This is a genomic window from Streptomyces sp. NPDC052721, from assembly GCF_040678315.1.
Classification (GTDB): Bacteria; Actinomycetota; Actinomycetes; order Streptomycetales; family Streptomycetaceae; genus Streptomyces.
Map to the genome: position 1 here is coordinate 107,860 of NZ_JBFATL010000011.1, position 21,271 is coordinate 129,130.

Below are 21,271 nucleotides of genomic sequence, written 5' to 3' on the forward strand. Positions count from 1 at the left end.
CCTTGTCGCTGACGGGTTGTCATATGCCCATGCCGAGTCCGCCGCTGACCGGCACCACAGCGCCGGTCAGGTATCCGGCCTCAGCACTCGCCAGGAACCGGACGGCGGCGGCCACTTCCTCCACCGTGCCGGGCCTTCCCAGTGGAGTCCGGCTGAGGAACTGCTCGCGCCGGGCCTTACTCAGGTCGCGCGTCATCTCGGTGTCGATCAGGCCGGGGGACACCACGTTGACGGTGATCCCACGCGGGCCCAGTTCCCAGGCCAGCGAACGGGCCAGACCGACCAGGCCGGCTTTGGCCGCCGCGTAGTTGGTCTGTCCCGGGGAGCCAGTGAACGCCGCGGAGGAGGAGACCAGGACCAGACGCCCCCAACGCTCGGCGAGCATCTGCCGGGACGCGTGCTTGACGACACGGATCACCGCGCGGAGGTTGGTGTCCAGCACCTCGTCCACGTCCTGATCGCTCATGGACAGCAGGAGCGCGTCCCGGATGATGCCCGCGTTGGCCACCAGCACCTCTACCGGACCCTGCTCCGCGGTCACCTTCTCGAACAGCCGTGCCACCGCGTCCGGATCGGTGAGGTCGCAGGCCACCCCGTACAGACCGGGTGGCGGCGCGGCGGTGCGGTAAGTAACCGCCACGCGGTCGCCCTGTGCGGCCAGATCCTGGGCGATGGCGAGGCCGATACCGCGGTTGCCCCCGGTCACCAGGACGGAACGGCCGGTTCGCGTCATGCTGCGGTCACCACCACGACGGCGTTCTGTCCCCCGAAGCCGAAGGAGTTCGACATCGCCGCGCCGATGGCCGCCGTGCGGGGCCGGCCCGCGACCACGTCCACCTCCACCTGGGGATCGACACGCTCCAGGTTCGCCGTCGGCGGTACCGACCCCTGCTCCACCGCCAGCACCGTGTACGCGGCCTCGACCGCTCCGGCCGCACCGATCAGGTGGCCGACCACTCCCTTGGTGGAGGTCACCAGGGGGTGATCGCCGATGACCCGGCGGATGACGCCCGCCTCAGTGATGTCGTTCTTCGGGGTGGACGTACCGTGCGCGTTGACGTGAGCCACCTCTGCCGGGTCGAGGCAGGCGTCGGCCAGCGCTGCCCGCATCGCCCGTTCCGCACCGTCCCCCGTCGGGTGGGGGGCAGAGGCGTGGTAACCGTCGGCTGAGGCTCCGAAGCCGCTGATCCTGGCGCGGATCCTGGCCCCCCTGGCGCGTGCGTCAGCCATGCGCTCGAGTACCAGGACACCGGCGCCCTCACCGGCGACGAAGCCGTCCCGATCGGCGTCGAAGGGGCGGGAAGCGGCTGCCGGGTCCCCGGTACGCCGGGAAAGCGCGCCCATCTTGTGCAGGCTGGCCATGCCGGTGCGGGTGAGCGCCGCCTCGGAGCCGCCGGCCAGCACGACGTCACAGACCCCGGCCTGCAGCAACATGCGCCCGAGACCGATTGCGGTGGTACCTGAGGCACAGGCGGTCGAGACCACCTGGTTCGGGCCCAGCGCCTGGCAGTCCATGGCGATGTGTCCGGCCGTCATGTTGACCGGCGCCGTCACCATGAGCTGCGGGGAGACCACCGTGGGCCCACTCTGCAGGTACGTCTCATGCTCGCGTTCGAAGCTCGCCGAGCCGCCGAACGAGGTACCGATCACCACCGCGACCCGGGCGCCCTCCCACGACCGCGGATCGAGACCGGCGTCCGCCACAGCCTGCCGTGCCGCGGTGACGCCGAGCTGGCTGACCCGGTCCATCCGCAGCATCGTGCGCCGGCCGAGTTCGGCAGCCGCGTCGAAGTCGTCGACGCGACAGGAGAAGTCAACGGCCAGTCCCGCCAGTTCCGGGCTCCTGCTCGCGGTGGACCGGCCGTCCCAGATCCCGTCCAGGTTCGCCTTGACGCCGATTCCAGCCGGGGTCACAAGCCCCAGACCGGTAACGGCCACATCGAACCTTCGGCTGCGCACCTCGGTCACGAAGCCGCCTTGAGCTCGTGGTCGAGAGCGCCGAGAACATCGCCGACGGTGCGCTCGGGCGCGAGCTGCGTCTCATCGAGCACCACACCGAACTCCTTCTCCACCGCAACGCTCAGTTCGACGATGAGCAGCGAATCGAGGTCGAGGGATTCGAGGGTGGTGTCCTCGGTGAGCGACTCGGTCTCCACACCGAGCTTCGCGCTCAGCAGGGAGTAGAAGCGCTCCTGGGTGTTGCTCATATCGGTTCTCCTGTGAATGGGTCGCCTGGGCAGTTCGCTGCCGAGGCGGTTTCTCGGACTCGGCCGGACCGGTTGTCCGGCTGATTCAGTGACGGGTGTCCGGGCGGCTGACCACGACAGCGGTGAAGGTGAAGCCGCCGCCGCCGTTCAGCACGACGGCGTACTGCCCCGGTTCCAGCCAGTCGCCGCTCGCCAGGTCGGCCAGCGAGGCGTTCAGATCACCGGCTCCCAGATGGCCGGTGGCACGCCCGAGATCCAGCAGCGGAGCCGAGACGCACTCCGTCAGCGGCGGCACGTACGCCTCCGCCATCGCTTTGGTGCCCAGCCTGGGCAGCACCGCGTGGCGCAGCCGCGGGTCGTCCGGAGCCAGGCCGCACGATGCCAGCGCCTCGCCGACCGCACTCCGGATCCGGTCATGGGCCAGCTTGGTGAAGTACTCGATACCGATGGTCCGCACGAAGTGGCGCTTGGTGCGCCGCACGTCGATCATCGGGCTGTGCCCCAACGGGTCCGCGTTCAGCTCGTCCTCTCCGCGGTGCATGACCTCCAGCTCGGCCGCCACGGTGGTGGCTATGGAGTGGAGCACGAGATCCGAGTGGAGTCCCTCGCCCCGGTGCACCAGGACCGCGGTCCCCGCGTCCCCCGCGGCCATGCCGTAGTCGGTGCGCCAGCGGTGCCAACTCGGCATCAGGAACCGGTCCCCGGTGGTCACCAGCCCCGGCCCGGCCTGCGGGTCTCCCTGTAGCCGGGAGACGGCCAGCTCGATCCCGATGGCACCACCGTTGCACTGCTGCAGCAGCCCGATCGGCACCGCCTCACGCGCCTCGAGCCGGTCGGCGATGTAGTGCGGTGCCGACCAGGCATCGTGGCCTTGATGGTGCACGCTTGCGTGCAGCACCATCGACAGTGTCTCCGCCGGGCAGTTGCCTCGCTCCAGCACCTGGCGTCCCGCGGCCACGGCCATGTCCGGAGGGGCGATGTCCTCGCTGACCGGCAGGGCCGTGTAACCGAGATCGGCGGCACTGCGCCTGTCCACCTCCCCAGCGGCCAGCGCCTCCTCGACGGTTTGCCGGGCCGGCGGATACCAGGCCGCGCACACGAGACCGTATGTCCTGCTCAGCCGCATCAGCGGCCTCCGAGGGCAACGGCAGGCGGGACGGGAGAGGCCGACGGCGTGGAGACGACGACCTCGCAGTCGCAGGCGGTCGCTCCGCCCTGCTCGAAGGCCACCGCCACCGAGTGGCAGTTCCCGGCCTGGTCCAGGCGCGCGGACACCTCCGTGGGACTGTCCAGTTCGACGAAGCGGTGGAAACGGGCGCGCAGCACTTTCACCCGCCGCCGGCCGGCCTCCTCACCTGCTGCCCCTGGCCCGGAGGTCAGGGCCAGGAGGGCAGCCTGGCGGGCGGCTTCCAACAGAGCCGTCGCCGGAACGTGGTCGAGCGGGTGGTCGTAGAACACCGGATGCTCCACCGGGACATCGAGGTCCGCGACGATCTGCCCGTCGGCGCGACGCACCCCGCACAGGGTCACATTCTCCTCGAGCGTGCGCCCCACCGTGCGGCTTTCGGGCGGCGTGCCGAGCCTGTGGCGCGGCATGCCGTCGGAGAGCGGCGCCGGCGAGCTGCGGCGCAGGGTCCGGAAGCTCTCGTAGCCGGCGCGGGTCGGATATCCGGCGATCACCGTGCTGGTACCCACCCGGCGCCCGGCGAGGTACAGCTCGCTCACCAGGGTCGCCCCCAGCAGACGCTCGCCCCGCCGCTTCAGATCCCGGGCCTCGATCACCATCGTCAGCTCGCCGGGGTCACGCGGCGTCGCAAGCGACTCGTCGTCGAGCTCGATGGCCCACTCCGTGATCAGGAACGCCGTGTCCATCGGCACACCGAGGTGACAGTGCGCCACCAGGGTTCCCGCCTGCCGGGAGCACTCCAGCAGCAGCATCGGGTCGATGAGCGCCGGGGACAGCGGGTCGTCGTTGAAGTACCGGTGGGCAGACGGCAGTCGCGCCGCGACTGCGAAACGGTCGCCGCCCAGCGCGACGTGATCGGTGAGGAAGACCTCACTGGCCGCATGACGGTGGACGAGCGACCGTTCCACCGCCCCGTCGAAGCCGAGCCGGTGCCCAGCGACGACCGCGCCGGAGGCCGTGGTCACACCCGTATTCACCTGGGTCATCGACTTGCTCCGTTCGAATCGATCGCACCGAGGTGTCCGTGCGGAACACCTCTGGGCTGTCTCGTCGTGACGCGCCGCGCACCTTCTCCTCCGCGGCCGACGCAGCAAGAAGCTAGCCGCGGCGTCTTTCGTCCTGCTGTCGCAGCGTGTAAGCGACTGCTGTCGCCGAGGGGAGGGCGGTGCCGAATCCGGCTGACGAGCGCCGGTACTGCCCCGGGCGAGGACCGGCAGAAACGAAAAAACCCCAGGTCAGAAGCCTGACCTGGGGTTACCGTGGAGCCGCTTTCGGGATTCGAACCCGAGACCTACGCATTACGAGTGCGTTGCTCTGGCCATCTGAGCTAAAGCGGCGTGCTGCCCGCACCATGGTGCGATCGGCAACGTCGGTAAGTCTACACAGTTTCCGGGGGTGCTTCGCACCCACCCCGGAGGGGTGGTTCCGGGGTGGGTGGCAGAGGCTAGGAGCACCGCTTTCCCCGGGCCGGCGGGGTGCCCCGGAGGAGGTAGGTGTCGATCGCCGTGTCGATGCAGGCGCTGCCCCGGCCGTACGCCGTGTGGCCGTCGCCGTCGTACGTCAGCAGGCGGGCCGAGGAGAGCTGGCCGGCCAGGGACCGGGCCCAGCGGTACGGCGTCGCCGGGTCGCGGACCGTGCCGACCACCACGATCGGCGCCGCCCCCTTCGCCTCGATGCGGTGCGGCTCACCCGTCGCCCGCACCGGCCAGTACGCGCAGTTCAGCGAGGCCCAGGCCAGGCCCGGGCCGAAGACCGGGGACGCCTTCTCGAACTCGGGCAGCGCCTTCTCGACGTCCTCGGGACCGGAGAAGGCCGGCGGCAGGTCCAGGCAGTTCACGGCGGCGTTGGCCATCATCAGATTGCTGTAGTGGCCGTTCGCGTCCCGCTCGTAGTAGCTGTCGGCGAGGGACAGCAGACCGGCGCCGTCGTTCTCCCGCATCGCCGAGGTCAGCGCCTCGCGCAGCTGCTCCCAGGACCCCTCGTCGTACATCGACGCGATCACCCCGGTCGTGGCCAGCGACTCCCCCACCTTGCGGCCGTCCGCGTCCCCCGCCGGGATGGGGTGGGCGTCGAGCTTGCGGAAGAAGGCCTGCAGGTTGGCGCCGACCCGTGCGGGCGTCGTGCCCTTCCCGCCGAGCGGGCAGTCGGAGTGCCGCACGCAGTCCCTCGCGAACGCCTGGAACGCCGTCTCGAAGCCCGCCGTCTGGTCCAGGTTCAGCCTGCGGGCGTCCAGGGTCGGGTCCATCGCGCCGTCCAGGACCATCCGGCCGACCCGCCGGGGGAACAGCCCGGCGTACGTCGCCCCGAGGAACGTGCCGTACGACGCCCCGACGTAATTGAGTTTCCGGTCCCCGAGCACCGCCCGCAGGATGTCCATGTCCCGTGCCGCCTCGACGGTGGAGACGTGCCGCAGCAGCCGCGCCGAGCGGGCCCCGCAGCCCTCCGCGAACTTCCGGTCCGCCGCGACCAGCGCGTCCCGTTCCCGCTGGTCGTCCGGGGTCAGGTCCGTCTGCGTGTACGCGTCCATCTGGCGTCCGTCGAGGCATTCGACGGGCTCGCTGCGGGCGACGCCCCGTGGGTCCACCGCGACCATGTCGTAGCGGGCGCGGACCTGAGCCGGGTAACCGATGCCCGCGTACTGCTGGAGGTACCCGACCGCCGAACCGCCCGGTCCGCCCGGGTTGACCAGCAGCGAGCCGAGCGGCTTGCCCTTGCCGGTGGCCTTCTTGCGGGCGACGGCGAGCCGGACGGTGCCCGCGTCGGGTCGGGCGTAGTCCAGCGGGGCCCTCATCGTCGCGCACTGGAACCCGGGCACACCGCAGTCGCGCCAGCTCAGCCGTTGGCCGTAGTACGGCGTCAGCGCCGACGGCGTGGCATGCGGCAGCGCGGCCAGCGCCGCCTCCGCCGTCCCGCCCGCCGACGTGGTCGAGCTCCCGGAGGAGCAGGCGGACAGGAGCAGCGCGGCGGCCGTGAGGAAGGTGGCCGTGAGACGGGCCGTCGTCCGGACGCGGGTGCCCCGGGTCCGGCGGGTGCGGGGGGATGGCCTGGTGTACATCCGGCGAGCCTAACGGTGTGCGACGAGATGTGTGCGGTGCGTGTGACGTGTGGCTCGTACGAGGGACACGGTGGCCTCCTTCCGTGCTCGGCCCGTGCCTTGGCGGGCTTACGGACTCACCCCGCGCGCAGCGCCATCGTCATCGCCTCGACCGCCAGCAGCGGAGCCACGTTGCGGTCCAGGGCCTCGCGGCACGCTCCGATCGCCTCGATGCGGCGGAGGGTGGACTCCGGGGTGCTGGACCGGGCCAGCCGCTCCAGGGCGTCCTCCGCGTCGGCGTTGGCGAGCGCCACGCGTGTGCCGAGCTGCAGGGCGAGGACGTCGCGGTAGAAGGTGGTGAGGTCACCGAGGGCGATGTCCAGGCTGTCGCGCTGCGTACGGGTTCTGCGGCGCTTCTGCATGTCCTCCAGGTCCTTCATCACCCCCGCCGTGCCGCGCGGCATCCGGCCGCCCTGGGCCGCGCCGAGCGCCGCCTTCAGCTCCTCGGTCTCCTTGCCGTCCATCTCCTCGGCGAGCTGCTTGGCGTCCTCGGCAGCCGCGTCGACCAGCTCCTGGGCGGCCCTCAGGCAGGCGCCGACCTCGTCCAGCCGCAGCGGGAGCTTCAGCACGGCGGCCCGGCGCTCGCGGGCCGCCGGGTCGGTGGCCAGGCGGCGGGCCCGGTCGACATGCCCCTGGGTGGCGCGGGCGACGGACGTGGCGACCTCGGGCTCGATGCCGTCGCGCCGCATGAGCATGTCGGCGACCGCCTCGACGGACGGCGTGCGCAGGTTCAGGTGGCGGCAGCGGGAGCGGATGGTCGGCAGGACGTCCTCGACGGAGGGGGCGCACAGCAGCCAGACCGTGCGCGGGGCGGGCTCCTCCACCGCCTTGAGGACCGCGTTGGCCGACTTCTCGTTCAGCCGCTCGGCGTCCTCGACCAGGATGATCTGCCAGCGGCCGTTCGCCGGGGAGGTGAACGACTTGCGGACCGTGTCCCGCATGTCCTTGACCAGGATCTCGGAGCCGACCGCGGCGACCGTCGTGACGTCCGCGTGGGTGCCGAGCAGCGCGGTGTGGCAGCCGTCACAGAAGCCGCAGCCGGGGGCGCCGCCGAGCGCGCGGTCGGGGCTCACGCACTGCAGGGCGGCGGCGAAGGACCTGGCCGCCTGGTTCCGGCCCGCGCCGGGCGGGCCCGTGAAGAGCCAGGCGTGGGTCATCTTCGACGTCTCGGGCAGCGGCTGGTCCGCCGCGGCGGCCGTGACCAGGGCGTCGGCGTCCCGCGCGGCGGCGTCGAGCACCGCGCTCACCTTCTCCTGCCCGACGAGGTCGTCCCACACGGTCATGGGTCACGCCGCCCTTCCGTCACACTCCGCGTTCCGGGATCCATTGTGCGGGTGGGCACTGACAACGGGGGCGGGCGGAGGTACGGCCGGGACAGGCCGACGGCACGGCGCGGGTCACCCCCCGTGTCGTCAGCCGCGCCGGCCCCGGCCGCCGCGCCCCTTGCGCCCCTGTTCCTCGCCGTCGCCCTGGTCGCCGTACTCCCCCTCGTCGTACGAACCCAGCAGTTCGTCGGCCAGCGTCGGCAGGTCGTCCAGCGGGGTTTCCTCGGCCCAGTCGGGGCGCGGGCGCCGGCGCGGCGTGCCGTCGGCGTCGAGCTGGGGCATCTCGCGCGTGCGCGGCTCGGAGCCGTCGGGGCCCGCGGCGGGCCGCTCGTCCCGGAAGAAGCCGGGCGGCACCCGGTCGACCGGGTCGCCGCCCCGTACGGGCGGCAGCACCGCGGTCTCGTCCGCCGCACCCGGAGCCACCGACGGCAGCTCAGCCGTCTCGTCGGCGGACACCGGCGGCAGCACGGCCGTCTCGTCCGCCGCGCCCGGCGGCACCTGCGGCAGCACCGCGGTCTCGTCGGCCGGCCCGGTGGCCGTCGGCGGCTGCGGCAGTTCGGCGGTCACCTCGGAGTCGGGGTGGACACCCCGGGCGTCGCCGGCGGCGCGCTCCTCGCGCACCGGCCGCAGCACCGTCGTCTCGTCGTCCGTGCCCCGCGTGTCCGTCCCGCGCGCGGCCGCTTCCGGCGACACCACCGGCGTCGGGACCGTGGCCGCGTCCGGGACCACTCGCGGTGCCGTGGGCAGGGGCGTGCTGGGCCTGCGGGCCGCGGCGTCGGCCGCCGCCGCGGCCTCGGCGGCCTGCCGGCGGGCCTCCTCCGCCCGCAGCAGCGCCTCCTCGGCCTTGCGCTGGGCCTCCAGGCGCCGGGCTTCCTCCTCGGCCCGCAGCCGGGCCTGCCGGGCCTCCTCCTCGGCGCGTCGGCGGGCCTCCTCCTCGGCCTGCTTGCGGCGCCGCTCCTCCTCGGCCCTGCGGCGGGCCTCCTCCTCCGCGCGCGCCTTCTCCTCGGCGAGCAGCCGCTGCCGCTCCTCCTCCGCGCGCCGACGGGCCTCCTCGGCCCGCCGCCGGGCCTCCTCCGCCTGCCGCTCGGCCTCGCGCCGCTGCGCCTCCTCCAGCTCGCGCCGCTTGCGCTCCTCCTCCTCGGCCCGCAACTTGGCCAGCTGCTCCTGGCGCTCGCGCTCCAGGCGCTCCTCCTCGGCCTTGCGGGCGGCCTCTTCCTCGGCCTTGCGGCGGGCCTCCTCCTCGGCCTTCCTGCGAGCCTCCTCCCGGGCCTTGATCTCCGCCTCGGACAGCGGCAACACGGTGTCCAGGCGGTGCCGGATCACCGTGGTGACGGCCTCCGGCTCCTGTCCGGCGTCCACGACCAGGTAGCGCCCGGGGTCGGAGGCGGCCAGCGTGAGGAAACCGGCCCGCACGCGCGCGTGGAACTCGGCGGGCTCCGACTCCAGCCGGTCCGGTGCCTCGGTGAACCGTTCGCGGGCGGTCTCCGGGGAGACGTCCAGCAGAACGGTCAGGTGCGGGACGAGACCGTTGGTGGCCCAGCGGTTGATGCGGGCGATCTCGGTCGGGGACAGGTCGCGGCCGGCGCCCTGGTAGGCGACGGAGGAGTCGATGTAGCGGTCGGTGATCACCACCGCGCCGCGCTCCAGAGCGGGTCGTACGACGGTGTCGACGTGCTCGGCACGGTCGGCGGCGTACAGCAGCGCCTCCGCACGGTGCGACAGGCCCGCCGACGAGACGTCCAGCAGGATCGAGCGCAGCCGCTTGCCCACCGGCGTGGCGCCGGGCTCGCGGGTGAGCACGACCTCGTGGCCCTTGGCGCGGATCCACTCGGCGAGCGCCTCGGCCTGGGTGGACTTGCCGGCGCCGTCGCCGCCCTCCAGGGCGATGAAGAAGCCGTTGGCCGCCGGGGCGGTGACCGGATCGTCGCCGCCCAGCAGGGCGTCCTTGAGGTCTTGCCGCAGCGGCACGCCGGAGCGGTCGTCGACCTTGGCGAGCACCAGCGCGGCCACCGGCAGCAGCAGCGCGCCGACCAGCATCAGCGTGAAGGCGGCGCCGCCGTGCGCGAAGACGAACTTGCCGTTCTCCAGCCGGTGCGGGCCGATCAGAGCCGCGACCAGGGGCGCGATCAGAGCGCCGAGTGCTATGAAGACGCGGATCATGGCGTGCAGGTGTTCGGTGGTGCGCGCCCGGCGGGAGTCCTCGGTCTCCTGGTCGAGCAGGGTGTGTCCGGTGTTGGCCGCCACGCCCGCGCCGACGCCGGCCAGCGTGACGATCAGCAGGACCGTGGTGACGTCCGGGACCAGCCCGGCGGCCAGCAGCGCGATGCCGGTGACGGCGATGGCCAGGGCCAGCAGGCGACGGCGGGACAGCGAGGGCAGCAGCGCGGGGGCGGTGCGGATGCCGACGGCGACACCGCCGGTCAGGCCCAGCACCAGCAGGCCGTACAGCACCGGGCCGCCGCCCAGGTCCTTGGCGTGCAGCACGCACACCGCGACGGCCGCCGCGATGGCGCCGGCGACTCCGGCGCAGGCCGGGACGAGCAGCGGGATGGCGCCCGTACGGCCCTTGTCGACGCCGGTGCCGGTGCGCGGGCGGCGCAGGCCCTCCAGCGGGGACCGCGCGCGCGGGGTGCGCGTGTCGGGCAGCTCCAGGTAGACCAGCACGGACAGCGAGGCGGCGAACAGGCCCGCCGCCACATACGACCCGAGGGCCGCCTGGTGCTGGTCGAACCAGGGCACGCCGGTGCCCAGCAGGTTGTTCAGCAGGGCGGCGACGACCAGGGCGGCGGCGGCCAGCGGCACCGCCAGGAAGGTCGTCCGCAGCGACAGGCGGCGCAGGGCGTCCAGGTGGTCCGGCAGCGGTCGTACCGTCGCGCCCTCCGGCGGCGGGGCCGGCAGCAGAGCGGGGGCGGCGCTCTCCCGGCAGACGGTCCACAGCCGCTCGGCGACGCCGGTGACGAAGGCGGTGACCAGCAGGACGGCGAGCGCGTTGTCCGGCGTCCAGTCGATCCACAGGGGCGCGACGATCAGCAGCGCTGCGCGCAGGCCGTCGGCGCCGACCATGGTCCAGCGGCGGTCGAGCGGGCCCTCCTGGGCGGTGAGCGAGGTCAGCGGGCCGAGGAGCACGGCGCCGAAGAGCAGCGCGGCGAGGACGCGCGCGGCGAAGACCGTCGCCACTGCGAACGCCACGCCTCGGTAGCCACCGCCGAAGGCCCCCTCGGCGATCGCCGACTGGAGGACCAGGAGGACCAGGACGAGGAGGGACAGGGTGTCGCCGACACCGCTCACCAGCTGCGCGCTCCACAGGCGCCTCAGCTGCGGTCGGCGCAGCAGGGAACGGACGGCGCGCTCGCGGGAGTCCGCGACCAGGGCGTCGTCCGGTGCTGTGGTGTGGGCCGTTGGCTGCTCGGCTCGCGTCATGCGTTCAGCCTATCCGCAGCCGCTGACACCACACCTCCGCGTGTCCGGGCATGCGCGCGCCCCGGCACCCAAAGGGTGCCGGGGCGGTCGTTTCGCGAGCCGGGAGAGGGGGCCGCCGAACCGACGGAGTGTCAGTCCTCCGTGCCGGAAGCCGTCGCCTTGGAAGCCGTCGCCTTCTTCGCGGTGGTCTTCTTGGCGGTCGTCTTCTTCGCGGCGGCCGTCGTCTTCTTCGCGGCCGTCTTCTTGGCGGCGGTCTTCTTCGCCGGGGCGGTCTTCTTGGCCGCCGCCTTCTTCGCGGTCTTCTTGGCGGGGGCCTTCGCGCGCTTCTCGGCGAGCAGCTCGAAGCCACGCTCAGGAGTGATCGTTTCGACGCTGTCGCCGGAGCGCAGGGTCGCGTTGGTCTCGCCGTCGGTGACGTACGGACCGAAGCGGCCGTCCTTGACCACGACCGGCTTGCCGGAGACCGGGTCCTCGCCCAGCTCCTTCAGCGGCGGCTTGGCGGCCGCCCGGCCACGCTGCTTCGGCTGGGCGTAGATCGCCTGGGCCTCCTCCAGCGTGATCGTGAAGAGCTGGTCCTCGGACTGCAGCGAGCGCGAGTCCGTGCCCTTCTTCAGGTACGGGCCGTAGCGGCCGTTCTGCGCGGTGATCTCCTGACCGTCGGTGTCGGTGCCGACGACACGAGGCAGCGACATCAGCTTCAGCGCGTCCTCAAGCGTCACCGTGTCGAGCGACATGGACTTGAAGAGCGAGGCCGTGCGCGGCTTGACCGCGTTCTTGCCCGTCTTCGGGGTGCCCTCGGGGAGGACCTCCGTGACGTACGGGCCGTAGCGGCCGGCCTTGGCGACGATCGTGTGGCCGGTGGCCGGGTCGGTGCCCAGCTCGAAGTCGCCGCTGGGCTTGGCCAGCAACTCCTCGGCCAGCTCGACGGTCAGCTCGTCCGGTGCCAGGTCGTCCGGGATGTCGGCGCGCTGGTGCTGCTCGGTGTCCTTCTCGCCGCGCTCGATGTACGGGCCGTAGCGGCCGACGCGGAGCACGATGTCGTTGCCCACCGGGAACGAGGACACCTCGCGCGCGTCGATCGCGCCCAGGTCGGTCACCAGCTCCTTGAGGCCGCCGAGATGGTCACCGTCGCCGTTGCCGGCGTCGGCCGCGCCGCCCGTGGCCGTCCCCTCGCCGAAGTAGAAGCGCTTCAGCCACGGCACGGCCTTGGCCTCACCCGCCGCGATGCGGTCGAGGTCGTCCTCCATCTTGGCCGTGAAGTCGTAGTCGACGAGCCGCCCGAAGTGCTTCTCCAGGAGGTTCACCACGGCGAACGACAGGAACGACGGCACGAGGGCCGTGCCCTTCTTGAAGACGTAGCCGCGGTCGAGGATCGTGCCGATGATCGACGCGTACGTCGACGGGCGGCCGATCTCGCGCTCCTCCAGCTCCTTGACCAGGGAGGCCTCGGTGTAGCGGGCCGGGGCCTTGGTGGCGTGGCCGTCGGCCGTGATCTCCTCGGCGGACAGCGCGTCACCCTCGGCGACCTGCGGCAGCCGGCGCTCGCGGTCGTCCAGCTCGGCGTTCGGGTCGTCGGCACCCTCGACGTAGGCCTTCAGGAAGCCGTGGAAGGTGATCGTCTTGCCGGAGGCGCTGAACTCGACGTCCCGGCCGTCGGCAGCGGTGCCGCCGATCTTCACGGTCACGCTGTTGCCGGTCGCGTCCTTCATCTGGGAGGCGACGGTCCGCTTCCAGATCAGCTCGTACAGCTTGAACTGGTCGCCGGTCAGACCGGTCTCCGCGGGCGTGCGGAAACGATCACCCGACGGGCGGATCGCCTCGTGCGCCTCCTGGGCGTTCTTGACCTTGGCGGCGTAGGTGCGCGGCTGCGGCGGCAGGTAGTCGGCGCCGTACAGCTGCGTGACCTGGGCGCGGGCGGCGGCGATCGCCGTGTCGCTCAGCGTCGTGGAGTCCGTACGCATGTACGTGATGTAGCCGTTCTCGTACAGCTTCTGCGCGATCTGCATGGTCGCCTTCGCGCCGAAGCCGAGCTTGCGGCTGGCCTCCTGCTGCAGCGTCGTCGTACGGAACGGGGCGTACGGCGAGCGGCGGTACGGCTTGGACTCGACGGACCGCACGGAGAACCGGGTGTTCTCCAGAGCGGCGGCGAGGGCGCGGGCGGTCGCCTCGTCGAGGTGAAGGGTGTTCTCGCTCTTGAGTCGTCCCAGGGAGTCGAAGTCGCGGCCCTGCGCGACCCGCCGGCCGTCGACGGTCTGCAGGCGGGCGACCAGCGACGACGGGTCCGACAGATCCCCCGCGCGGCCGGTGGCGAAGGTGCCCGTCAGGTCCCAGTACTCAGCAGAACGAAAAGCGATGCGCTCGCGTTCCCGCTCCACGACGAGTCGTGTGGCGACGGACTGCACGCGGCCGGCGGACAGCCGGGGCATGACCTTCTTCCACAGCACCGGCGAGACCTCGTAGCCGTAGAGACGGTCGAGGATGCGGCGGGTCTCCTGGGCGTCGACCAGCTTCTGGTTGAGCTGGCGCGGGTTGGCGACGGCCTCGCGGATCGCGTCCTTGGTGATCTCGTGGAACACCATGCGCTTGACCGGGATCTTCGGCTTCAGAACCTCCTGGAGGTGCCAGGCGATCGCCTCGCCCTCCCGGTCCTCGTCAGTGGCGAGGAACAGCTCGTCGGAGTCCTTCAGGAGGTCCTTGAGCTTCTTGACCTGGGCCTTCTTGTCCGCGTTGATCACATAGATCGGCTGGAAGTCATGGTCGACGTCCACACCGAGGCGACGGACCTCGCCGGTGTACTTCTCGGGCACCTCCGCGGCGCCGTTGGGAAGGTCGCGGATGTGCCCGACGCTCGCTTCGACGACGTATCCGGGGCCGAGGTAGCCCTTGATCGTCTTCGCCTTGGCAGGCGACTCGACGATGACGAGTCGGCGGCCGCCCTGTGCGGTCTCGCTGGTCGGGGACAACTTCGCTCTTCTCTCCGGTCGACGCTGGGGCCTCCCCAGGCCTTGGTCCCGGGGTCGCGGCGTACTGCTGGCACGTGTGACGCTGCGGAGTGTGACGCTACATCCCGCCCCCGTGTCAAACGGGAAAAGCCCACAACGGCCACTCGAACGGTAACCCGACTACCGCCCTTCCTGCCGCCCGGACCGCCCGGTCACCTCCACGACCCTGTCCGGAGCGTGACGCTCCCCTTACCCGCCGGACACGGCGGGTGCCCCTCTCAGACCCGGGCCAGGCAGTACGCGCCGAGGGTCAGGGCGACCGTCCCGGCCACGCTCGCGACGGCGGCGGATGCGACCCGACTCACACCGACGGCCACCGGTTCCCGGCGCCGGAGACGGTCCCCGGTCCACGCCAGCAGACCGGCCCCGAACAGGGCGAACACCACTCCCGCGAAGATCGCCGGCCCGCTCTCCATCGCCCGAGCGCCCCTTCCCTGCCGTCGGCTCTGCCCAGTGCCGGGAGGGTGGCACGCGCGGGAGGCGGGCGGGCGACACCGGGGTGAACGGAAGGCCTCCACGCATTCGAACAGGCACTCGAATTGAGGCGGTCCGAACCCGGCGCCGATATTTTTCCGGCCGTTTTTCGGGAAACGGTTCGGTGCCGCCCTCGATCGGCAACCTCGCCGGGCCCGTGCCCCCGGCATACGACGATGCGCGCACCGCGATCGGAAGATGATCCGAACGCTCCTACGACGGCACGGGCACCCGGCGTACGGCACCTGCCCGGCACCGCTCCCCGCCGGGCCTCGCACCCGGCGCCGCGGCTCCGCCCCCCGCGGCGCTCCCGCCCCGGGCGGGCCCGCTCAGCCCGCCGGCTCCAGGAAGCCCTGCTCCACCAGCAGCCGGATCTGCGCGGGCGTGCGGTCGCGGAGCACCACCGGGTCCTCACCGACGAGCTGCGCGATGGCATCCAGGATGCGGCCCGCGGTCAACGTGCCGTCGCACACCCCCGCGAACCCGGCACCCACCGTGTCCACCTTCGTCGCCCGGCGCATCCCGCGGTGCTGGCGCAGCACCACATGCTCCGGGTCCTCGGCGCCAGGCAGCCCGACCTGCTCCTGGACGACCTCGGCGACGAGCTTGAAGCGGCTGTCCAGCAGCGCCGCGTCGTCGTGCTCGCGGAGATAGTCGAGCCGCTCGAAGTGCGCCCGGATCGTCTCCCCGAGCGGTTGTTCGACCGGGTGCGGCCACTCCTCCACGGTGACGACGGGCTCGGCGGACCCCGTCCTGCGCAGGGTGATCCAGCCGAAGCCGACCGCCCTGACCTTGCGCGCCTCGAACTCGTCGAGCCAGGCGTCGTACCGCGCCTGGTACTCCGCCGGGTCCGCGCGGTGGTCACCGGCGTCCCTCAGCCACAGCTCGGCGTACTGCGTGACGTCCTGCACCTCGCGCTGCACGATCCAGGCATCGCACCCGCGCGGCACCCACGACCTGAGTCTGTCCTGCCAGTCCTCCCCTGCCACGTGCTGCCAGTTCGCGAGGAACTGCGCGAACCCGCCCTCGTTCAGCCGTTCCCCCGCCTCTTGAACGAGCGAGCGGCACAGATCGTCCCCGCCCATGCCACCGTCCCGGTACGTCAGCCGGGCACGCGGGGAGATCACGAACGGCGGGTTGGAGACGATCAGGTCGAACGTCTCGTCGTCCCGGACCGGCTCGAACAGCGAGCCCTCGCGCAGGTCGGCGGCGGGCGCCCCGGACAGCGCCAGCGTGAGCGCCGTGATGTGCAGCGCGCGCGGGTTGAGGTCGGTCGCCGTCACGCGCGTGGCGTGCTGCGCGGCGTGCAGCGCCTGGATGCCGGACCCGGTGCCGAGGTCCAGGGCGGAGGCGACCGGGGTGCGGACGGTGATGCCGGCGAGGGTCGTCGAGGCGCCGCCGACGCCCAGGACGACACCCTCGTCACGCTGTCCGATGCCGCCGGCCCCGCCGACCGCGCAGCCGAGGTCGGAGACGATGAACCAGTCCTCGCCGCCGGGGCCGCCGTACGGCCGCACGTCCACGGTCGCGGCCACCTCGTCGCCGCCCACGCGCCTGAGCCAGCCGGCCTCCAGCGCCTCCTCGACCGGCAGAACGGCCGCCACGCGCGCGTGGGGCACCGGCTGCTGGAGCAGGAACAGCCGTACGAGCGTCTCCAGCGGCGTGTCGCCACGGGTCGCCCGGAGAGCGGGCACGGTCTCGCTGCGGGCCAGCGCCGCGTACGCGGGCGCGCCGAGCAGGTCGAGCAGCCCGTCAGCGGTGAAGGATGCGGCCAGCAGCGCGTCCCTCAGGCGCGCGGCGATGTCGAGCCGGTCGGAAGCGGGCAGGGGAGCGAGTCCGGAGTCAGTCACGCCCCCATTGTGGCCCGCGACGGCCGCCCGGGGCCGACTCGCGCCGACTGCCCGGACCGACTCGTGCCGACTGCCCGGGCCGACTTCGCGCGGGCCGTTCCCGACGTCAGCCGGCCGTCGCCGATGCCGTCGGCTGTGCGGAGCCGGACGCGGTGACCTTGCAGCTGGGCTGCTGGGCCATCGCCTCCTTGACGTCGCCCTCCTCCAGCCGCTTCAGCGCCTCCGTGCCGCTGTCGCTCTGCTTGCCGACCTCCTTGGTCTGCAGGGCGACCTCCTTCAGGCCCTTGGCGAACTTGCCCTGGTCCTTGGTGTTGAGCCCGTCGACCTTCTTCTTCAGGCCGGCGTACGACGTGGAGAGGCCGGCCAGGTTCTTGGCCGCGTCCCGCTGGAGCTTGGCGCCGCCGTCGATCCCGGGCGGCGCTCCGGCGCTGTCGAGGGCGTCGGCGAGCGCCTTGTAGCCCTCGGCCATGTCCTGGAAGGCCTCGGCGTACGTCTTCTGGGCGTCCTTGGGCGGGAGGTTCGTGTCCGTGGCGATGGCCGCGATCGACGCGTTGGCCGACCTGATCTTCGCGTCCTGCGCGGGCACCGCGTCGCACACCGTCTTGGCCCAGGACACCAGCTTGGGGTCGGGCCCCTTGTCACCGCCGCCGCTGCACCCGGACACCGCCACCACCAGTACCGCACCGCCGGACAGTGCGGCCGCGAGCTTCTTGTTCACCGGATTGGTCCCTTCCATGGCTCTCGGCCCCCGGAATCTACACGGCGGACGCACTCCTTCCCCTTGCCGGGTGAGGCATAAGTCAGTTTTTGTGATCTTTCGCTCCATGGGAGAGAAGGCTCACGACGTGGGCGAGCCCACAGACGACGAGCGGGCGGGCGGCGTCAGCACACGCCGCCCGCCCACCCGTTGAGCAGGGCCTTCCTGTCCCGGCCTCGTCCCGAGCTCGTCCCGGCCTACGAAACCACCGCGGCGTCCGGCGGGTTGGCGACCCGTCCGGCGCTGTCGTCGTCGCCGACGGCGATCCCCCGCCGCTTGGAGATGTACACGGCCACGACGATCACCAGCAGCGCGAGGATCGCGATCCCGATCCGCACCCCGAGGTTCTTGTCGTCGCCGTAGGAAAACTTGATCACTGCCGGTGCGATGAGCAGCGAGACCAGGTTCATGACCTTCAGCAGCGGGTTGATCGCGGGGCCGGCGGTGTCCTTGAACGGATCGCCGACCGTGTCCCCGATCACCGTGGCCGCGTGGGCCTCGCTGCCCTTGCCGCCGTGGTTGCCGTCCTCCACCAGCTTCTTGGCGTTGTCCCAGGCACCGCCCGAGTTGGCGAGGAACACCGCCATCAGCGTGCCCGCGCCGATCGCGCCGGCGAGGTAGGAGCCGAGCGCACCGACACCGAGCGTGAACCCGATGAAGATCGGCGCCATGACGGCGAGCAGACCGGGCGTGGCCAGCTCCCGCAGGGCGTCCTTGGTGCAGATGTCGACGACCTTGCCGTACTCGGGCTTCTCGCTGAAGTCCATGATCCCGGGCTTCTCACGGAACTGCCGCCGCACCTCGAACACCACCGAACCCGCCGACCGCGACACCGCGTTGATGGCCAGTCCGGAGAAGAGGAAGACGACCGCGGCGCCCGCGATGAGGCCGACGAGGTTGTTGGGCTGCGAGATGTCCATGGACAGGCTGAGCGGCGAGCCCGGCCCGGTGAGCTTCGCGCCGACGTCCTGCACGTTGGTGGTGATCGCGTCGCGGTACGACCCGAACAGCGCCGACGCGGCGAGGACGGCGGTGGCGATGGCGATGCCCTTGGTGATGGCCTTGGTGGTGTTGCCGACCGCGTCCAGGTTGGTGAGCACCTGCGCGCCCGCGCCCTCGACGTCGCCGGACATCTCGGCGATGCCCTGCGCGTTGTCGGAGACCGGCCCGAAGGTGTCCATGGCGACGATCACGCCGACCGTGGTGAGCAGGCCCGTGCCGGCCAGCGCGACCGCGAACAGCGCCAGCATGATCGACGTACCGCCGAGCAGGAAGGCGCCGTACACCCCGAGCCCGATGAGCAGCGCGGTGTAGACGGCGGACTCCAGACCCACCGAGATACCGGAGAGGACGACGGTGGCGGGTCCGGTGAGGGAGGTCTTGCCGATGTCCCGCACCGGACGGCGGTTGGTCTCGGTGAAGTAGCCGGTCAGCTGCTGGATGACCGCGGCGAGCAGGATGCCGATGGCCACCGCGACCAGCGCGAGGATGCGCGGATCGCCGTCCTTGCCCCTGATCGCCGCGTCGGTGACGCCGTCGAGGGCGGAGTACTTCGACGGCAGATAGACGAAGACCGCGATCGCGACCAGCGCCAGCGAGATCACCGCGGAGATGAAGAAGCCGCGGTTGATCGCGGACATGCCGCTGCGGTCGGCCCGGCGCGGGGCGACCGCGAAGATGCCGATCATCGCCGTGATCACACCGATGGCGGGCACCAGCAGCGGGAACGCCAGCCCGGAGTCGCCGAAGGCGGCCTTGCCGAGGATCAGCGCGGCCACCAGCGTCACGGCGTACGACTCGAACAGGTCGGCCGCCATGCCCGCACAGTCGCCGACGTTGTCGCCCACGTTGTCGGCGATGGTGGCGGCATTGCGCGGGTCGTCCTCCGGAATGCCCTGTTCGACCTTGCCGACCAGGTCGGCGCCGACGTCGGCGGCCTTGGTGAAGATGCCGCCGCCCACCCGCATGAACATCGCGATCAGGGCGGCGCCGAGGCCGAAGCCCTCCAGCACCTTCGGCGCGTCGGCCGCGTACACCAGCACCACACAGGAGGCGCCCAGCAGGCCGAGCCCCACCGTGAACATGCCGACGACGCCGCCCGTGCGAAATGCGATCTTCATCGCCGTGTGCGAGACGGTGGTGAGATCCTTTTCCGGCTCGCCTTCCGCCGGGGTGGCTTCCCGGGCCGCCGCGGCGACCCGCACATTGCTGCGTACGGCGAGCCACATGCCGATATAGCCGGTGGCCGCCGAGAACGCCGCTCCGATCAGGAAGAACACCGAGCGGCCGGCCCGCTGATTCCAGTCGTCCGCGGGCAGCAGCATGAGCAGGAAGAAGACGACGACGGCGAATACGCCGAGCGTGCGCAGCTGCCGGGCGAGATACGCCTTGGCACCTTCCTGGACCGCCTCGGCGATCCCCTTCATGCTGTCGGTGCCCTCGCCGGCCGCCAGCACCTGGCGCACCAGGATCCCCGCGACCACCAGCGCGGCCAGGGCGACCGCCGCGATGACGGCCACGATGATCCTGTTGTCGTCGGTCAGGACCGCGGCTGCGAGGGATGTGGGGTGACCCAACTGAGGAGTAGAAAGCCCCGCCATTCGTCCTCCTTGACGCTTGGGCTGAGCTCAAGATGTGGACGGATTGTAGGTACCGCCGACTGATCTAAACAGGGGACGGTAAACGGAATTGGTCTGCATGTACATACAGCGAACCCGAACGATGTAATGCCTCAAAGCCATTGTCGGCCACCTGGACGCTTGATCAAATTACCACGGTTTCCGGTCGTGAATTCGTTCACGAATTCAGCGCCGACCGGAAAAACACGACAGGGGCCCTGCTCGGCAGGGCCCCTGTGCGCTTGTCGGGTGGTTGTGGCGGCTACGGCCAGTCGGGTGAGGCCGGTCGTCCGTCGGACCGGGCGGGGTGAGATCAGGCGAGTGCGGCGGCCGGCGGTGTGGTCGGCCAGGTCATGCGGATCAGGCCGCCGTTCTGCCCGGTGGTGACCTCCACGTCGTCGACGAGGCCGCTGATGACCGCGAGGCCCATCTCGTCCTCCTCGGCCTCCGCCTCGGCTTCCTGCCCCGCGCCCGGCGTGTCGCCGCCCGGAGCGGCGTGCGGAGCCTCGTCGCCGACCTCGATGGAGAACTGTTTCTCCTCTTCGATCAGCGCCACCTTCACCGGTGCCGTGACGCCACTGTTCTGGTGGAGTCCGACAGCGCGGGAGCAGGCCTCACCCACGGCGAGCCGCACCTCGTCCAGGACGGCCTCGTCCACTCCGGCCCTGCGCGCCACCGCTGCCGCCACCAACCGGGCGGTCCTGACGTGCTCGGGCAGCGCGCTGAAGCGGAGTTCGACGGTGGCCATGCATCCCCCTCGCGACTACGGGCGTGCGGTCGGGGGCGGGGCCGCCGAGCGCCCACACCCCCCGGTGTACATCTGCGTCCTGGGCCGCCGCATCGGCATCGGCCCAGGACAGGACCGGCCGGCGACCGGGCCCCGGCAGGAGCCCGACGCCGGCGACCGGTCCAGGATCGGTCGGTGGTCGATCAGTCGGTGGCCGCCACCGCTTCCTCGACCGTGGTGTGGATCGGGAACACCTTGGTGAGGCCGGTGATGCGGAAGATCTTGAGAATGCGCTCCTGGTTGCAGACCAGACGCAGCGAGCCCTCGTGGGCACGAACTCTCTTCAGGCCGCCGACCAGCACGCCGAGCCCGGTGGAGTCGAGGAAGTCCACGCCTTCCATGTCGACGACGAGGTGGAAATTCCCGTCGTTCACCAGCTCGACCAGCTGCTCGCGCAGCTTGGGCGCGGTATATACGTCGATTTCGCCACCGACCTCGACGACCGTACGATCGCCGACGGTACGGGTCGACAGGGACAGGTCCACGGATCCTCCAGCACCTTGCTATCGAGCGGTCGCCCCTCGGGCACCTCGCTTGCGGCCCCCGGGACG

At 71.7% G+C, this 21,271-nt stretch carries 15 protein-coding genes and 1 tRNA gene; all 16 read right to left on the reverse strand.

The window, feature by feature from the left end:
- Positions 1-19: 19 nt before the first annotated feature.
- The 16 genes from fabG to bldG all read right to left on the reverse strand — a co-directional run bounded on the left by fabG (position 20) and on the right by bldG (position 21,205).
- Entirely contained in the window at positions 20-733 is a 714-nt protein-coding gene (gene fabG, locus AB0L21_RS13710; RefSeq protein WP_365699166.1) for a 3-oxoacyl-ACP reductase FabG, read from the reverse strand.
- The gene (locus tag AB0L21_RS13715) at positions 730-1,968 is read right to left on the reverse strand and encodes a beta-ketoacyl-[acyl-carrier-protein] synthase family protein (RefSeq protein WP_365784030.1); all 1,239 of its coding nucleotides are present in this window, start codon (positions 1,966-1,968) and stop codon (positions 730-732) included. The genes fabG and AB0L21_RS13715 overlap by 4 nt, the downstream gene beginning before the upstream one ends.
- Positions 1,965-2,207, reverse strand: coding sequence for an acyl carrier protein (locus tag AB0L21_RS13720; protein WP_365699164.1), 243 nt, complete (start codon positions 2,205-2,207; stop codon positions 1,965-1,967). The genes AB0L21_RS13715 and AB0L21_RS13720 overlap by 4 nt, the downstream gene beginning before the upstream one ends.
- An 85-nt stretch (positions 2,208-2,292) precedes the next feature.
- On the reverse strand, positions 2,293-3,333 hold the full coding sequence (locus AB0L21_RS13725; RefSeq protein WP_365784032.1) for a 3-oxoacyl-ACP synthase: 1,041 nt from the start codon (positions 3,331-3,333) through the stop codon (positions 2,293-2,295).
- A complete protein-coding gene (locus AB0L21_RS13730; protein WP_365784034.1) occupies positions 3,333-4,379 on the reverse strand; it encodes a ScbA/BarX family gamma-butyrolactone biosynthesis protein in 1,047 nt (348 codons plus the stop codon). The genes AB0L21_RS13725 and AB0L21_RS13730 overlap by 1 nt, the downstream gene beginning before the upstream one ends.
- Positions 4,380-4,653: 274 nt before the next feature.
- Positions 4,654-4,730, reverse strand: a tRNA-Thr gene (locus tag AB0L21_RS13735).
- Positions 4,731-4,837: 107 nt separating this feature from the next.
- The gene (locus AB0L21_RS13740) at positions 4,838-6,448 is read right to left on the reverse strand and encodes an alpha/beta hydrolase (RefSeq protein ID WP_365784036.1); all 1,611 of its coding nucleotides are present in this window, start codon (positions 6,446-6,448) and stop codon (positions 4,838-4,840) included.
- Positions 6,449-6,564: 116 nt separating this feature from the next.
- Complete coding sequence (locus tag AB0L21_RS13745; protein ID WP_365784038.1) at positions 6,565-7,770, reverse strand: DNA polymerase III subunit delta'; 1,206 nt, start codon at positions 7,768-7,770, stop codon at positions 6,565-6,567.
- Positions 7,771-7,899: 129 nt separating this feature from the next.
- Positions 7,900-11,232 (reverse strand): dTMP kinase, encoded by a 3,333-nt coding sequence (tmk, locus tag AB0L21_RS13750; protein ID WP_365784040.1) that lies wholly within the window; start codon positions 11,230-11,232, stop codon positions 7,900-7,902.
- Between the two features lie 131 nt (positions 11,233-11,363).
- Positions 11,364-14,195, reverse strand: coding sequence for a type I DNA topoisomerase (gene topA / locus AB0L21_RS13755; RefSeq protein ID WP_365699158.1), 2,832 nt, complete (start codon positions 14,193-14,195; stop codon positions 11,364-11,366).
- A gap of 257 nt (positions 14,196-14,452) precedes the next feature.
- Positions 14,453-14,650 carry a hypothetical protein gene (locus AB0L21_RS13760; RefSeq protein ID WP_365784042.1) on the reverse strand — a complete coding sequence of 66 codons (198 nt, stop codon included), beginning with the start codon at positions 14,648-14,650 and terminating at the stop codon, positions 14,453-14,455.
- 387 nt (positions 14,651-15,037) lie between these two features.
- Entirely contained in the window at positions 15,038-16,558 is a 1,521-nt protein-coding gene (locus AB0L21_RS13765) for a class I SAM-dependent methyltransferase (RefSeq protein WP_365699156.1), read from the reverse strand.
- Positions 16,559-16,664: 106 nt separating this feature from the next.
- A complete protein-coding gene (locus AB0L21_RS13770; RefSeq protein ID WP_365784044.1) occupies positions 16,665-17,276 on the reverse strand; it encodes a small secreted protein in 612 nt (203 codons plus the stop codon).
- A gap of 236 nt (positions 17,277-17,512) precedes the next feature.
- Positions 17,513-19,915, reverse strand: a complete 2,403-nt coding sequence (locus AB0L21_RS13775) for a sodium-translocating pyrophosphatase (RefSeq protein ID WP_365784045.1) — start codon at positions 19,913-19,915, stop codon at positions 17,513-17,515.
- A 331-nt stretch (positions 19,916-20,246) separates the two neighbouring features.
- Positions 20,247-20,681 carry an ATP-binding protein gene (locus AB0L21_RS13780; protein WP_365699153.1) on the reverse strand — a complete coding sequence of 145 codons (435 nt, stop codon included), beginning with the start codon at positions 20,679-20,681 and terminating at the stop codon, positions 20,247-20,249.
- Between the two features lie 182 nt (positions 20,682-20,863).
- Positions 20,864-21,205 carry an anti-sigma factor antagonist BldG gene (gene bldG / locus AB0L21_RS13785; RefSeq protein WP_014674042.1) on the reverse strand — a complete coding sequence of 114 codons (342 nt, stop codon included), beginning with the start codon at positions 21,203-21,205 and terminating at the stop codon, positions 20,864-20,866.
- Between the last annotated feature and the right edge of the window lie 66 nt (positions 21,206-21,271).